The 15962-nt window shown below is 39.3% G+C and carries 14 protein-coding genes, 1 tRNA gene and 1 pseudogene; 11 read left to right on the forward strand and 5 right to left on the reverse strand.

Annotation, left to right across the window (positions count from 1 at the left end; genetic code table 11):
• Position 1 precedes the first annotated feature (1 nt).
• Entirely contained in the window at positions 2-607 is a 606-nt protein-coding gene (ruvA, locus tag EGS47_RS13455) for a Holliday junction branch migration protein RuvA (protein WP_004996820.1), read from the reverse strand.
• A gap of 56 nt (positions 608-663) precedes the next feature.
• Positions 664-2004, reverse strand: coding sequence for a deoxyguanosinetriphosphate triphosphohydrolase (locus EGS47_RS13460; protein ID WP_004986824.1), 1341 nt, complete (start codon positions 2002-2004; stop codon positions 664-666).
• A 274-nt stretch (positions 2005-2278) separates the two neighbouring features.
• Between EGS47_RS13460 and tauA the strand changes: the two genes are divergently transcribed.
• The 5 genes from tauA to EGS47_RS13485 all read left to right on the forward strand — a co-directional run bounded on the left by tauA (position 2279) and on the right by EGS47_RS13485 (position 8715).
• Complete coding sequence (gene tauA / locus EGS47_RS13465) at positions 2279-3307, forward strand: taurine ABC transporter substrate-binding protein (RefSeq protein WP_004986820.1); 1029 nt, start codon at positions 2279-2281, stop codon at positions 3305-3307.
• Positions 3308-3319: 12 nt separating this feature from the next.
• Positions 3320-4123, forward strand: coding sequence for a taurine ABC transporter ATP-binding protein (locus EGS47_RS13470; RefSeq protein ID WP_104794790.1), 804 nt, complete (start codon positions 3320-3322; stop codon positions 4121-4123).
• Positions 4120-4995, forward strand: a complete 876-nt coding sequence (gene tauC, locus EGS47_RS13475; protein ID WP_104794791.1) for a taurine ABC transporter permease TauC — start codon at positions 4120-4122, stop codon at positions 4993-4995. The genes EGS47_RS13470 and tauC overlap by 4 nt, the downstream gene beginning before the upstream one ends.
• Before the next feature lie 15 nt (positions 4996-5010).
• A complete protein-coding gene (tauD, locus tag EGS47_RS13480; protein ID WP_004986814.1) occupies positions 5011-5856 on the forward strand; it encodes a taurine dioxygenase in 846 nt (281 codons plus the stop codon).
• A gap of 423 nt (positions 5857-6279) precedes the next feature.
• Positions 6280-8715, forward strand: a complete 2436-nt coding sequence (locus EGS47_RS13485; RefSeq protein ID WP_004986809.1) for a membrane-bound PQQ-dependent dehydrogenase, glucose/quinate/shikimate family — start codon at positions 6280-6282, stop codon at positions 8713-8715.
• Between the two features lie 118 nt (positions 8716-8833).
• On the opposite strand, the gene EGS47_RS13490 is transcribed toward EGS47_RS13485, so the two are convergent.
• A tRNA-Gly gene (locus EGS47_RS13490) sits at positions 8834-8909 on the reverse strand.
• A 64-nt stretch (positions 8910-8973) separates the two neighbouring features.
• Entirely contained in the window at positions 8974-10395 is a 1422-nt protein-coding gene (cysS, locus tag EGS47_RS13495; protein ID WP_119686881.1) for a cysteine--tRNA ligase, read from the reverse strand.
• A gap of 211 nt (positions 10396-10606) precedes the next feature.
• On the opposite strand from cysS, the gene EGS47_RS13500 reads away from it, so the two are divergent.
• From EGS47_RS13500 to lptB, 5 genes are read left to right on the forward strand one after another with little or no spacing between them, the layout of a single operon-like run.
• A complete protein-coding gene (locus tag EGS47_RS13500) occupies positions 10607-11584 on the forward strand; it encodes a KpsF/GutQ family sugar-phosphate isomerase (RefSeq protein WP_004986806.1) in 978 nt (325 codons plus the stop codon).
• 3 nt (positions 11585-11587) lie between these two features.
• Positions 11588-12127 (forward strand): KdsC family phosphatase, encoded by a 540-nt coding sequence (locus EGS47_RS13505; protein WP_004986805.1) that lies wholly within the window; start codon positions 11588-11590, stop codon positions 12125-12127.
• Between the two features lie 38 nt (positions 12128-12165).
• Positions 12166-12714: an LPS export ABC transporter periplasmic protein LptC gene (lptC, locus tag EGS47_RS13510; RefSeq protein WP_004996841.1), complete on the forward strand. Its 549-nt coding sequence runs from the start codon at positions 12166-12168 to the stop codon at positions 12712-12714.
• A complete protein-coding gene (gene lptA / locus EGS47_RS13515; RefSeq protein WP_004986800.1) occupies positions 12698-13246 on the forward strand; it encodes a lipopolysaccharide transport periplasmic protein LptA in 549 nt (182 codons plus the stop codon). Before lptC ends, lptA begins: the two co-directional genes overlap by 17 nt.
• The gene (gene lptB, locus EGS47_RS13520) at positions 13246-13992 is read left to right on the forward strand and encodes an LPS export ABC transporter ATP-binding protein (protein WP_004986798.1); all 747 of its coding nucleotides are present in this window, start codon (positions 13246-13248) and stop codon (positions 13990-13992) included. The genes lptA and lptB overlap by 1 nt, the downstream gene beginning before the upstream one ends.
• 220 nt (positions 13993-14212) lie before the next feature.
• Here lptB and EGS47_RS13525 read toward each other — a convergent pair.
• Positions 14213-14978: pseudogene (locus EGS47_RS13525) on the reverse strand (IS5-like element ISAba31 family transposase).
• 328 nt (positions 14979-15306) lie between these two features.
• Here EGS47_RS13525 and EGS47_RS13530 point away from each other — a divergent pair.
• Complete coding sequence (locus EGS47_RS13530) at positions 15307-15732, forward strand: hypothetical protein (RefSeq protein ID WP_104794793.1); 426 nt, start codon at positions 15307-15309, stop codon at positions 15730-15732.
• The last annotated feature ends 230 nt before the right edge of the window (positions 15733-15962 follow it).

The raw sequence follows: 15962 nt of genomic DNA on the forward strand, positions 1-15962 counted from the left end.
GTTACTTCATCATTGATTTGAGTGCAGCACGAATTAAGTCTGCGGCTTCAGTATAATCAGCTTTCACCGCAGCCACTGCTTTTTGTGCTTCAATCGGTTTGTAGCCTAATGATTGTAATGCAGCTTCCGCTTCGGCAACAGGAGAGTTAGATACAAACTGAATTTGCGAAATACTATTGTTTGAGGTCGCACTGCCTTGATTTGCAAGTGCTTTGAAACGGTCACGAAGTTCGATCATCAAACGTTCAGCAGTCTTTTTACCCACACCCGGAACTTTCACCAAGGTATTGATATCATCATGTTCAATGGTTTGGATCAAAAGCTCAACGCTTAAAGTCGATAAAATACCCAGTGCCATTTTAGGGCCAACACCATTAACCTTCAGCAAGGTACGGAAAATGGTCTTTTCCTGTGCTTCTAAAAAACCATAAAGTTGTTGAGCATCTTCACGCACCACTAAATGCGTCCACAAGGTTGCTTTTTGCCCTTTTTGGAGTTGGCAAAATGTTGAAAGTGGCGTATCAATTTCATAGCCAACACCATTGACATTCAGGAGTACCGTAGGTGCTTCCAGTGCAAATACTTCACCAATTAAACAACCGATCATTGAAAACTTATTTCCTAAAATAATATAAAAATTAGATGTCCGAAATCATCCCGACATTACATAAAACTGGCACGACGACCTTGTAGTACCTGAGCGAGATCATAAGCTTGGTGATCTGAAAATTTACTAATAATATCCAATATTTGCATAATATTTTGGTAGTGATTGTCCTGAAAATTGGCACCAAATTGCTGCAAAATGGACATCAGCCGTTTCTCTTTAAAACTCAAAGCTTTTTGCGGTACGGACAATGGAATAAATGCATCCAGAATCGATTGCAAACTACTATGTGCAATTATTTCCAGATCGGACTTTTGCCGATGCTCAAAAATTTTATTGCGCGCCAAATCTTTGGCTTTTTCGATTCCCACGCCAATATCCGCAGGGCAATATTCTAAAAGTGTTCCCTGTAATTGTCCTGATAATATTTCAACATGATGTCGGGCAAAGGCACTGGAAACCTCAGCAACCAGGCGTTTCATGACTCGTCCACGCAAAGCGGCAATTTTTTGTTGCCAAGTGGTATTACGTTGACCCAATTCGTCAGGAATCCCATAATCTGCAATTAAATTTAGAAAAATAGGCTCAACTTCTTCATAAGTCAGCATATTTAAAATAATACCATCTTCCAGATCAATCAGTGCATAACACATGTCATCTGCTGCTTCGAGCAAATAAGTCAGAGGATGACGACAGTAATGATATTCACCCAATTGAATCAGTCCAAGCTGATCAGCAATTTCGACCAAAATTTCTTTTTCAGTCTGATAGCAACCAAATTTTGCACGTTGGTTGGAAGGACGGTCGCCTTGTGACTCAATGGTTTTAGACAACCAAGGATATTTTAAATAAGCACCTAACGTAGCGTGAGTCAGACGCATACCGCCATCATCAGGATGATAATCAATACGTGTTAATAAGCGTAAACCTTGTGCATTCCCTTCAAACTGGCGCACATCAGCTTCTTCTTCAGGGCTAAGTTCTTTTAGGAAATCGTTATGTGAAGCATCGTCAAACCATTCGCGAATCGCATATTCACCTGCATGTCCATAGGGTGGGTTGCCAATATCGTGGGCGAGACATGCCGCCTGAATAATGGCTCCGACATCGGATGGTGAAATCCATGCAGGTAAATCATCCTTAATTTTTTCAGCGGTCATCATGCCGAGCGACCGCCCGATGCAAGACACTTCAAGGGAATGGGTTAAACGAGTATGGATACCATCTTGGAGTGCGAAAGGATGAACCTGTGTTTTACGATTAAGCTGACGAAAACTTTGTGAAAATATGATCCGATCATAATCTTTATGAAAAGGGCTTCGTCCCAGTTCTGTTGTACTTTTTTTACTACCTAAACGAACTGCTGAAAGCAGCTCCATCCAACGCATTTGTTCCATTTATAACTGTTCTTGAGAGATCTACTTTGCATCATGCCAAAAAAATATTGAAAGCACTAGGGTAGTGCGACATGATTTGTCTGCTATCTGTATTTTTATCAATTTATCCAAGCACTTTATAGATATTTTATAAGCTTGGGAAGAATGATTGAATCGAGCCATGTTTTATTATTTCTATTTTAAAAATATTCATAAGCAATCCATTTTTTATTATTTTAAATCATAAAGCAGAGTGCCATACCATTGATAACAATAGCGACTTTTATCAAATGTTATGAGTAAGAAAAATTCTAAACCTTTATGGATTACAGCAATCGTCCTTGTGGCGATTGTTACATTTATTATTTATCAAAATCGTAAAGGTCAAGATCAAACACCTGCTGCACAAAGTGTCGGTGGTCAATCGGTGATTATTGCCTACCAAACTGGTGTTGATCCGAGCAAAGTTGCACAGGCAAACGGTGATTATGAAAAAGACAGTAAGCAGCACATTCAATGGAAAAAATTTGATGCGGGTTCAGATGTCGTCAATGCGTTGGCTTCAGGCGATGTGGTGATTGGCAATATTGGATCAAGTCCCTTGGCTGCAGCAGCAAGCCGAAATGTCCCTATTGAAGTGTTTTTAATTACTGCAAAACTGGGTGGATCAGAGGCATTGGTGGTCAGTCAAAAATCTAACATTCAGTCGCCACAGGATTTAATAGGTAAAACCATTGCGGTGCCTTTTGTTTCAACCACCCATTACAGTTTATTGTCTGCACTGAAACATTGGGGAATTTCTGAAAATCAGGTCAAAATTATTAATTTACGCCCACCAGAAATTGCCGCGGCTTGGGAACGTGGCGATATTGATGCCACTTATGTCTGGGAACCTGCTTTAAGCAAAGCCAAAGCAACAGGGAAGGTACTTACTGACTCTAAACAAGTGGGGGAATGGGGTGCGCCGACTTATGACCTATGGGTGGTGCGTAAAGACTTTGCAGAAAAGAATCCAGATTTCATCAAATCTTTTGTTAAAACCACACTGAAACAAATCGATGCTTATCAGCAAAATCCGCAAGCATTTGTGCAAGATCAAGCAAATATCGACAAGATTGCCAAACTGACAGGTTCATATCCAAAAGATATTCCATTGTTATTGTCAGGAAATGATTATCTCAATCTCGAACAGCAACAAAAAACATTATCAGGCGAGTTTGCTAAAAATATTTTCGATACAGCGACTTTTTTGAAAAGTCAGGGCAAGGTCGATCAAGTTAAAGCAAGTTATGCCGAAAATGTCACGACCGCCTTTTTGCAATAATTGGAGTGTGCCATGAGTACCTTGAAAGCTGAACATGTGCAATTACAGTTTCCAAAGCAATCATTACCTGTTTTGCAGGATGTCAATCTCTCGATTGAATCGGGCACTTTGAATGTAATTTTGGGGGAATCTGGCTGCGGTAAAACCACATTGCTCAATATTTTGGCGGGCTTCCAAAAAGTAGATACAGGCCAAGTCAAAATTGATGATGAAGTTTTGAACGGCCCTGATGCACGTCGTGCGGTGGTCTTTCAGGATCATGCCTTATTACCGTGGCTCAATGTCGAGCAAAATGTTGGTTTCGCTTTGGAGCTTAAAGGGTTAAGGGAAAGCGAAATCGAACAACAAGTGACCTCGATTTTAAACATTGTGGGGCTGTCTCATGTAGCCAAAGGCAATATCTGGGAGCTTTCAGGCGGTATGAAGCAGCGTGTGGGGATCGCGCGTGCTTTGGTCAGTCATGCGCCTTTTATTCTATTGGATGAACCTTTTGCAGCGTTGGATGCCTTTACACGTGAAACGATGCAACAGCTGGTTCTGGATTTATGGATTCAGCAAAATAAGGGCTTTTTCCTGATCACCCATGATATTGAAGAAGCCTTATTACTGAGCCAACAGTTGGTGTTGATGACCGCTCATCCTGGAAAAATTGTGCAGACATTGCAATTAAATTTTGCGGAGCGTTATCGGGCAGGAGAGTCGATTCGTTCGATTAAATCTGATCCAGAATTTATCGCTTTGCGGGAACAGTTGTTTGAGCGACTACGCGAACAAAAGCAACCACGAAAACAACCTAGCCATGAGGTGTTGACATGAATAGTCGAACTGAGTCGGTCAGTTACAAAAATCAGATCGCAAAGAGTAATACGACAGCACGTCCAACACAGCGTTCTTTCGGAAATTTTCGCGTGTGGTTAACTCGACATCATCGTCTGGCATTAAGTGCGTTGAGTGTTTTTAGTGTGTTATTGCTGTGGTTTTTGATTACTGCTTTACATCTTGTGCCTGCATTATTTTTACCGAGTCCCCAAGCAGTCTGGCAAAAGTTTTTGGAAGTCAGTCAGCAGGGTTTTATGAAAGCCACACTTTGGCAACATTTGGCGGCCAGTATTTCCAGAGTTTTATTTGCATTGCTTGCTGCCATTGCAATCGGTGTTCCGGTTGGATTATGGATGGGGCTGAATAAATATGCGCGAGCGGTGCTTGATCCATTGGTTGAATTATTACGACCTATCCCACCTTTGGCATATTTACCATTACTCGTCATTTGGTTTGGTATTGGCGAAACCACAAAAATTTTGCTGATTTTTTTCTCGATTTTGGCACCGGTAATTATCAGTAGTACACATGGCGTGATCAGTCATCAGCTGAATCGTGAACGTGCTGCTTTGTCACTCGGTGCAACACAGGCACAAGTGTTTTGGAAAGTGATTTTGCCTACAGCCTTACCACACATTTTAACAGGAATCAGAATTGGACTTGGTGTGGGTTGGTCAACATTGGTCGCAGCAGAATTGGTGGCAGCTGATCGTGGTATTGGCTTTATGGTGCAATCGGCTGCGCAATTTTTAATTACTGATACGGTGATTTTAGGGATTATCGTGATTGCTGTGGTTGCGGTCAGTTTTGAATTATTTTTACGTTGGTTACAACAGCAATTATCTCCCTGGTATGGCCAGCAGTTATAGGGTATAGGCGATAAAATGAGTTTAATTATCGAAACAATCAAACCAGCCATTGGCGCAATCATTACTGGCGTTGATTTAAATCATTTGAACAAACAGCACACAACTGAAATTCAACAGGCTTTATTGAAACATCATGTGATCTTTTTTCGTGAGCAGCAATTAGCGCCACAAGCTCAGGCAGCATTGGCGCGTAGTTTTGGCTCTTTGCATATCCATCCGATTTATCCTTCCATTGAAGATGTACCTGAAGTGTTAGTTTTGGATAGTTGGCAACAGGATTTACGCGATAACGAGCTTTGGCATACCGATGTCACTTTTAGTCAAACTCCGCCATTAGGCTGCGTACTGCAAGCGATAAAAATCCCTGCAACAGGTGGTGATACACTGTGGTCAAGTGGCGTTGCTGCGTTTACTGGACTTGATATCAACTTGCAGCATAAGCTGAGAGGATTAACGGCAACTCACGATATTCGAAAATCCTTCCCAATTGAACGATTTGCAACAAATGAGGTAGAACGTGAAAAACTGCTACAAACGTTTAAACGTAATCCACCTGTTATTCATCCTGTCGTCAGAACACATCCTGTGACAGGACAACCGATTTTATTTGTGAGCGAAGGTTTTACTACCCGAATAAATGAGTTAAGCCAACAGGAAAGTGATGAATTATTAGAGTTTTTATTTGAGAAATCTACTCAGGAACAATTTCATTTGCGCTGGCAATGGCAAGAAGGTGATGTCGCGATTTGGGACAATCGCTGTACTCAGCATAAGGCATTGTTTGATTATGGAGATGCACATCGAATTATGCATCGCGCAACTATAAATGGCGATACACCTTATTATCAACAAGCCAGTTAACCTTATAAAAATAGCGAATAGCCCTATCTGAATGATGGGGTTTTTTATTCACATCATAATTTTAATAAATGATTAGACTTCTTTCATAATTGTTTGAACTCTCTTTATTTTTCCTCCAAAGGAAGAAATAAAAAGGACTGATGAAAGAAGGCTGTTAAACTTTGCGAAAACATATTTATGGCCTGTGTCATCCTATTTTATTGCAGATAAGATAGAAGGCTAAAATGAATGTCTTTTTATATAAATGTTATTTAACTTTTTGAATGTAAATTATTTTTTATTTTACGGCAGAAGTTCTTTTATTTTTTAAGAAAACTTTAAGTTTCAGAACACATTTAAGCAACGATACCATGAGCGTTTTTAATTCTTAAAATGATGTAATAGCGACTCCCATACTAAATAAAATTAATAAGGTTTAAAGCTATGGTTCATTCTTCCATCTATAGAAAAAACAGCAGTATACCCGTAAAAATATTTTCGGTGATCTTACTGTTATTTGCCCTTACATTATTCATTGGCGGTATCTATTTAGCGTATTTAGGAGGTTCGTGGTACTACGTCATCAATGGAGTGATCTTAATCGCTTCTAGTGTTTATTTGCTTAAAAATGATCAATTAGGTGTAAAACTTTTTTGGCTGTTCTTCTTCTACACTCTGATCTGGACAATATGGGAAGCGGGTACACGCTACTGGGGCTGGGTGCCTCGGCTCGCTATAGTGGCTGTTTTTGCATTTTTTATGAGCTTACTTATGCCAAATATTGGTTCAGGAGCGAGTAAGAAAATTTCATATAGTTTAACTGGCTTTATTATTCTATGCTTTGTTGTTGCGGGTGGTCTGGCTTTTTATCCACATTCATCCTATGTGTCAGGGCAGGAAATTTCAGCGCAGTCTTTTAGCACCAATTCATCAAATGCTACAACAATTCAACCTGACACTGACTGGCAATATTATGGTCGTGATGAAAATGCGACCCGCTATTCACCGCTTAACCAAGTTACTCCTGACAATGTCAATAAACTTGAGGTGGCATGGACGTATCGGACAGGTGATGTGCCTCAGGCAGGTCAAACCAATAAATGGGCTGCTGAAACCACGCCAATTAAAGTGGGTAATGCCGTATATTTATGTAGTGCGACCAATAATATTATTAAATTGGATGCAGCCTCAGGCAAAAAAATCTGGGAACACAAGTCTGGTGTGAAATATGAAAATATTCCATATACCGCTGCATGTAAGGCAGTCACTTTTTATCAATCTAAAACTATTCCCGAAGGACAGGCTTGTCACAACAAACTTATTGTTGGTACCTTAGACATGCGTTTGCTGGCGGTTGACGCAGAAACAGGTGAGTCGTGTCAAGGTTTTGGTCAGCATGGTCAAACTGATTTATCTGTAGGTATTGGTAAGTGGGTACCTGGTCAACTTGCGGTTACTGCACCTGTACCAATCATTAATGGTGTAATTGTAGTCAATCATCAGGTTCTTGATGGACAGCGTCGATGGGCACCTTCTGGTGTAATCCGTGGCTATGATGCAGATTCAGGTCAGTTTAAATGGGCATGGGATGTCAATCGTCCAAATGACAACACTGAACCTAAAACAGGTGAGCAATACAGTCGTGGTACACCAAACTCATGGGCTGCCATGATTGGCGATGAAAAATTAGGATTGGTTTATGTTCCAACAGGGAACTCGGCTGCGGATTATTACAGTGCGATGCGCAGCGCTAATGAAAATCGTGTGTCTTCAGCAGTTGTTGCGCTCGATGTAAATACGGGACGTGAAAAATGGGTCTTCCAGACTGCACATAAAGATGTATGGGATTATGATATCGGCTCTCAGCCAACATTGGTGGATTATCCAGATGCTTCAGGAAAAAAAGTTCCAGCCTTGATTATGCCAACCAAGCGTGGTCAGACGTTTATTCTTGATCGCGCTACTGGTAAAGCTTTAACCAAAGTTGAAGAACGACCAGCACCTGTACCAAACGATGCAAAGGCTTATCATGCTGTGCCAAATGATCCTCGTGCTAAAACTCAACCGTGGTCTGTCGAGATTCCACGTTTAGGTTTGCCTGATCTTCAGGAAAAAACCATGTGGGGAATTTCTCCAATTGATCAAATGCTGTGTCGTATTAAATTTAAACAGGCAAATTATCTTGGAGAATTTACACCCCCAAGTATCGATAAACCATGGATTGAATTCCCTGGCTACAATGGTGGAAGTGATTGGGGCAGTGTAGCGGTAAATCCTCATTCTGGTTTAATGATTGCAAACTGGAATGTGACACCAATGTACGACAAATTGGTTACCCGTACAGAAGCCAATAAGCAGGGCTTAAAGTCAATTGATGACCCAAGTTATAAATCAGGTGGTGGCGGTGCTGAAGGAAATGGTGCGATGGCTGATACCCCTTATGGAATTAATGTATCACCATTTTATGCTCCAATTTCTCAAGTCCTCTGTAACGAACCACCTTATGGCATGATTACGGCTATTGATTTACATAGCAAAAAAGTACTTTGGCAGCACCCATTCGGTAGTGCTGAACACAATGGCCCGTTTGGTTTGCCAACTTACTTGCCAATTAATATTGGTACACCAAATAACGGCGGTCCAATTATTACAGCCGGTGGTTTAACATTTGTTGCTGCTGCAACAGATAATAAATTACACGCCTTGGACAACCGTACAGGTAAACTCGTCTGGACTGCAAATTTGCCTGCGGGTGGTCAAGCAACACCGATGACTTATGCCATCAATGGAGAGCAATATATTGTGATCATGGCGGGTGGACATCACTTTATGAAAACACCAGTAGGTGATTATGTAATTGCTTATAAACTGAAAAAATAATCGGGTTTTATGTGAAAAAACGGACTGTTAATCAGTCCGTTTTTTTATTTTAGTCTGCATGGTTTTGGTATAGATAAATAAAAAGCCCAAATCTTTTGATTAGGGCTTTTTAAAATTTTGGAGCGGGAAACGAGACTCGAACTCGCGACCCCAACCTTGGCAAGGTTGTGCTCTACCAACTGAGCTATTCCCGCAATGTGAGATGCATTATAGACAGTTTCATTTAACTGTCAACATCCATCCATTTTAATTGTCGATTTAATCAGCACGTCGCCAAACGGTTCCTTGGCGGGTATCTTCAAGTGCAACACCTTTTTCAAGTAAAGACTGGCGAATACCATCGGCTTTGGCAAAATCTTTTGCTTTTTTTGCGTCATGACGTTGTTGAATCAAAGCTTCAATTTCATCGTCATTCAAGCTGAGTGCTTGTTGGCCAATATCTGATTTTAAGAATTCATCAACATTATGCTGAACCAAGCCCAGAATTGTCGTTAAATGGCGCAAAGTTGCATAATAAAGCGCCGCTTGTTCAGCGCATTGCTCTTTCACCGCTCGATTGAGTTCACGATTCAAATCAAACAGAACCGCCATGGCTTCTGGTGTATTAAAGTCATCGCGCATGGCTGAGTTAAAACGTTCTATAAACTCATGATCTAACTGGTCAGAATGAATTTGACCATAGGTTTGTTCATAAGCTTTAAAAGCATGATAGAAGCGAGTGAGTGCAGTTTTCGCTTCTTTTAACGCAGTATCTGAAAAGTTCACAGGACTACGATAGTGCGAAGACACAATAAAGTAGCGAATCACTTCAGGATGAAACTTTTCCATTACATCACGAATGGTAAAGAAATTTCCCAAAGACTTTGACATTTTCTCGCCATCGACATTGATAAAGCCCACATGCATCCAATAATTCACATACTGTTCGCCTGTTGCAGCCTCGCTTTGCGCGATTTCATTTTCATGATGTGGAAATAATAAGTCTGACCCACCACCATGAATGTCAAAGTGATTGCCTAAGCAGCAAGTTGACATGGCTGAACATTCAATATGCCAACCCGGACGACCATTGCCCCAAGGGGATTGCCATGACGGCTCGTTGGCTTTGGCATGTTTCCATAGCACAAAGTCAAATGGATGTTTTTTCTCGACTTCGACATCAACACGCTCACTGGCTCCTGCTTGCATATCATCCAGTTTACGTCCCGATAGGCGACCGTATTTGGCAAATTTAGTGACTTCATAATAAACATCACCATTGGCAGCAGGATAAGCGGTGCCATTTTCGACCAAAGTCCCAATCATACTTTGCATTTGATCGATGTATTCGGTTGCTTTTGGCGATTCATCAGGTTCAGCACAACCAAGACTGGCTGCATCTTCATTCATGGCAGTGATAAAACGCGCGGTTAGTTCCTGAATCGTTTCACCATTTTCATTGGCACGACTGATAATTTTATCGTCAATATCGGTGATATTACGGATATACCGTACTTTCCAGCCCTGACTACGCAGAAAACGAATAATATAGTCAAAAGCAACCATGACTCGAGCATGTCCAATATGACAGTAGTCATACACCGTCATGCCGCAGACATAGATATCTATCTGGCCATCAACACGTGGGACAAATTCAACTTTTTTACGTTGCTCTGAGTTATATAAAACGAATGGTTGCATAAGACTCTTAAAAACATTCACCAAAAATAGTGTTACATCTTAACGTAAGCCACATATTTCACAAAGGTTTATCCATAATTTTTATAAGTAAGTGAAAACTTGTACATTTAAAAACGTGACAAGAAATGAGATGTGCTAGAATAGCGCAAAATTTTTAGTTAAAAAGTCTATTGTCGGTTTGGCAGTAGCGAATTGTTTGAGCTCATATTTTATGACCAGTACCACCGATTTTAAGAAAATTGCACTGGAAACCATTGCGATAGAACAACATGCCCTAGATGTATTGGCAAGTCAAATAGACGATCGTTTTGATCAGGCTTGTGAAATTATTCTACAGTGTCAGGGTCGTGTAGTCGTGACAGGTATGGGTAAATCTGGTCATATTGGTCGAAAAATGGCAGCCACTTTTGCTTCCACGGGTACACCTTCGTTTTTTATGCATCCTGGTGAAGCGGGGCATGGTGATTTGGGAATGTTAGTACGGGGTGATGTACTCATTGCCATTTCCAATTCAGGCAAAAGTGATGAGATCATGATGCTGATGCCTTTGATTAAACATCTGGAAGTACCATTGATCACCATTAGCCGTGATGATACAGGTCCAATGCCAAAAAATGCAGATGTAGCTTTAACTTTGGGTGAGTCAAACGAAGCTTGTCCATTAGGGCTTGCACCCACCTCAAGTACCACTGCGACATTGGTATTAGGTGATGCGCTCGCGGTTGCATTGTTGGAAGCGCGAGGCTTTACTGCCGACGATTTTGCTCGTTCGCATCCGGCAGGTGCTTTAGGTAAACGTTTACTTTTACATGTAAAACATTTAATGCATACCGGTGAGGAGCTTCCAAAAGTATCTCCTGATACTCCAATGAATCAGGTCCTCTACGAAATTTCAAACAAACGTTTAGGTTTGACGACCATTGTTGATGAACAAGATCATTTATTAGGTATCTTTACGGATGGTGATTTACGTCGTCTAATTGATAAGCAACAAGGTTTTGATGTCAAACTTCCTGTGTCTGCGGTGATGATTGAACATCCTGCGACGATTTCTCAGGAAGCTCGTGCAGTAGAAGCATTACAACAACTGAATGCTAAAAAAATTAGTCAGTTTGTAGTTGTTGATGATCAAAATAAAGTCATTGGTGTGATCAGTATGCATGACCTTATTCAGGCAGGGGTAAATTAATTCATGGCATCTTATGCATTACTTGAACAGGCTCGTCATATTCAGGCACTGGTTTTAGATGTGGACGGTATCTTGAGTGATGGATTTGTGACATTGACCAATAGTGGCGATGAAATCAAATCTTTTGATATTCGTGATGGTTTGGGGATGAAACTGGTTCAGCAAGCTGGTCTTAAAGTCATTATCATAACAGGTCGTAAAAGTCAGATTGTTGAAAAAAGGATGTCTGATTTAGGCGTCGATCTGATCTTTCAAGGGCGTGAAGATAAAGGCGTGGCGTTGCGTGAAGCATGTGCGCAATTTAATTTAGCACCTTCTGATTGTTTATATATGGGTGATGATTGGCCTGATTTATCGGCTTTTTCACTTGCAGGAATGTGCGTGACTGTTCCAAATGGCCATGTAGAATTACGCCGTCGTGCTCATTTGGTGACTCAAGCGATGGGCGGTCGTGGAGCAGTGCGTGAAGTCTGTGATATGTTACTGAATGCAAAAGGAGTTTACGAAGAACTTCTTGCAAAATATCTGACTGTACCCCATTAATATTCTAAGCCAGAGAAAAAGGTGATATTACGCCGCTTATGGATACTAGAGTTTTATATATCGTGGCGATTGCAATCGCAGCTGTAAGTGGTGGCTATTATTACTACAGTGGCAATGCGAACAAACTGGATGCTGATGATAGTCGCAATATGACTTATACAGCAAATGATATCAATTTGACTCAGACGAACGATCTTGGTCATTTGTATATTCGTGCAAAGGTCGATCGACTTGAACAGGATATGCAGAAACAAACGTCAAAACTTGAAAATTTACATGCATCAATGTATGAGAATGGACAAGTGAATGCGACTTTTTCTTCAAAAGTTGCAAATGGTTATGATGATAACGAAAAGGTTATTCTTTCAGGTGATGTTATTGCAACAAGAATTGCTGAACAAGGTGAAATTGTTTTTCGAACGGATGAGCTGACGACCTATCCGAAAACAAAAAAAATTGAAACGACACATCAGGTGGATGTGCAATCACCACAGGCTTCTTTTGTCAGCAATGGTTTAAAAGCAGATCTGGAAAATAGCCAATACGAATTTTTTAATATTCGAGGAAAGTATGCACCAAACTCTTAAATCGATTTCTTGTTCGACTTTCCTGAAACAAGTGACAGGTTTTACGATCTTTGCCGTGATGTCTGCATCTGCGTTGGCGCTCCCTTCAGATCGTAGTCAGCCTATCTCATTGGTCGCTGACAAAGCCACCTATAATGATAAAACAGGCATTACAACCTATACCGGAAATGTGGTGATCGAACAGGGCACTATGAAATTACAGGCGGATTCGATTGTTGCACAACTGAATTCCAAACGTGAAATTCAAACCATTACTGCCAATGGTCGACCATCCAAATTTCAGCAACAGATTAGTGCTGAAAAAGGGGTCGCACGTGGTGAAGCACAGAAAATTATTTATAACGCAGATACAGGCATTATTACTTTAACAGGCAATGCTTATTTATTTCAGGATGGAGCTAGCATTCGAGGCAATAGCTTAAAATATAGTATGAATAAAGGTGATATTGAAGCACAAGGTTCAAGTTCAAATCGTGTTCAACTGATTATTCCACCATCAAGTTCTAAAAGTTTTCCGGGAGCACGTGATTAATGGAGCAAACACGTCAAAAACCACAAACTCTTTGTATCAAACACTTGGCAAAAAACTATAATAAACGCTGGGTGGTTAAAGATGTGTCCTTTCAAATGCAAAGTGGACAAATTGTGGGATTGCTTGGTCCAAACGGTGCAGGGAAAACGACCAGTTTCTATATGGTGGTTGGCTTGGTTCGTATGGATAAAGGAGAAATTCATTTAGACAATGAAGACTTATCTCATCTTGCGATGCATGAACGTGCCAGAAAAGGTATTGGTTATCTACCACAAGAAGCCTCTATTTTTAGAAAGCTCACCATTGCCGAAAACATTATGGCAATTTTGGAAACTCGTAAAGATTTGAATAAACAACAACGTCAACAGCGTTTAAATGAATTATTGGCGGATTTTAAAATTGGTCATATCAAAGATTCGCTTGGCATGAGTGTTTCGGGTGGTGAGCGTCGTCGTGCAGAAATCGCTCGCGCTTTGGCGGCTGATCCAAAATTTATGTTGTTAGATGAGCCTTTTGCGGGGGTTGATCCTATTTCAGTGGGTGATATTAAAGAGATTATTCGTAATCTTAAAGAACGAGGGATTGGTGTTCTGATTACTGACCATAATGTACGTGAAACATTGGCAATTTGCGAGCATGCTTATATTGTGAGTGAGGGATCCGTCATCGCAGAGGGCTCTCCGCAGGATATTCTCGAAAATGAACAAGTTCGCAAAGTCTATTTAGGTGATGATTTTACAGTTTAACTTTTAAGTAACTGCTCTTGTTGGATTGAAATGGTCCCCTTTTTGTTGAAAAACAGAAAGGGGATTATTTTTTTAATATAAAAACATTATGATTATTAAGATTATATTAATGATGAATTGTATATTTATTCCATGCAATTTTTTAGTTAAAGGGAATGTAATTGAATTTTTATATTATATTTGAATAATCATATAAATTTTAACTAGGGTCTGTTGACATTTACTGTTCATAATTAACCCTATAAAGGTAGCCATAAAAATATACAGGCTAAAGCAACAGAACTTTGATAATTTCTTTTGAGCTTGTCATATCGAGTAGCTATTCCTCTAAATTGCTTTAATCTACAAAACATATTTTCAACTAAATGCCTGATTTTATATAAATACCAGTCCATATGGTCATTGTTCGATTGGCTATTTGTTTTCTTTGGTATATTCGCTTTAGTCCCTGTTTTCCTGATCTGTTCACGCAGTGGTTCTGAATCATAGCCTTTATCTGCACATACCACTTTTGTCTCTTTTAAATCTAATGTTGATATTAAATCAGGTGCAACTTTAACATCATGTGTGGTTCCATCGGTAATCATGAAATCAATAGGATTGCCATGTGCATCAACAATCAAATGTATTTTTGAGGAGTTTCCTCCTACACTTTTAGAAATAGATTGATTCGCTATGCCGGCAGAATGTTGATGAGCACGTACATGAGAGCCATCAATAAAAATCCACTCCATATCGGGGCATGAGGCTAGTAATTTGAATAATCTAAGTAACTTACCGCTGCTTGACCAACGATTAAAACGTTTGAAAATAGAGTTGGAATGACCAAAACAAGAAGGAATATCTCGCCACGGACAGCCTGTTCTAATTCTATAGAGAATAGCTTCAATAAAATTGCGTAAATTTGAGTTGTGGTGAATGGATAAATTACGCAGAATAACTTTCAACTTTTGCCAGTGTTGATCTGTCAGCATGGTACGAGGCATAGCGAATAGTAAAATTGGGTTCGGCGATTTGATTTTACTACTTCGCTATTTTTTTAAGCTAAAAGTGTCAACACACCCTAAATAAAAAATAATATTTGTTTATAAAATAAAGACTCACCATTTTTTTTAAAATAAATTTTTGTAAAAAATATTCAAAAATAAATTCTGCATATCAATAAAACTTATAAATAAAAGTGATGACTTTTTAGTCAGATTATAAGCGTATCACTGTTAGTCTTTTTTTTAAAAAATGTGATTAATTTATCTTTTTATTGTAATTTTTATGTTGTAATATCTATGCAAAATTTAACATTTTATGGGGGTTCTTATGATTCGTAGCGGTAGTCTTGTTCTTCTTAGCCTTTTAATCACGGCTTGTGGTACGCCTTTAAGTACATATAAAAAGCCTTCAAATTTATTATTTCAACAAAAAGATGGAAATAGTAATCAGGTAATTCATGTTTATCGTGATAATAAGCTTTGTTTAAACGATGATAAAAATAGACAGGTCTGTCCAATTAATTTTTATATCGATGATTTTAAGGCTGGAACTTTCTATATTAATAATAAAGCAAATTATTATTTGAAACCTGATGCCTATGTCCTAAAAGTTAAGAGTTGTAAAACAGAATGTGCAACTTATGTATTCAAATTGAATTTAAATAATCAGCTTAAAGCTCCAGATTTTAAAATTTCAATTGATGAAAATGACAAGCCATTTATTACGCAAATTAGCACTCAAGGAGTTAGCTGATTTCTATAAGTATATCTAAATTTTGATGCAAAAAATCTTATCTATAGATATGAAATTTTGAAGTAAGTGCTTTATTTAGCTGAAAATTTTAAAAAATCAGATTCAATTTTTCAAAAGAATGATTGTATCTAAAAAATGTAATCGTTTTTAAGTGAAATTTGGCGGCTCAAAAATGGTTAATGGACGAATTCGAGCTTTCTTAAAGAACTCATACTCAGAGATCTGAGCCG

The organism is Acinetobacter sp. FDAARGOS_515, assembly GCF_003938865.1.
Taxonomy (GTDB): Bacteria; Pseudomonadota; Gammaproteobacteria; order Pseudomonadales; family Moraxellaceae; genus Acinetobacter; species Acinetobacter ursingii.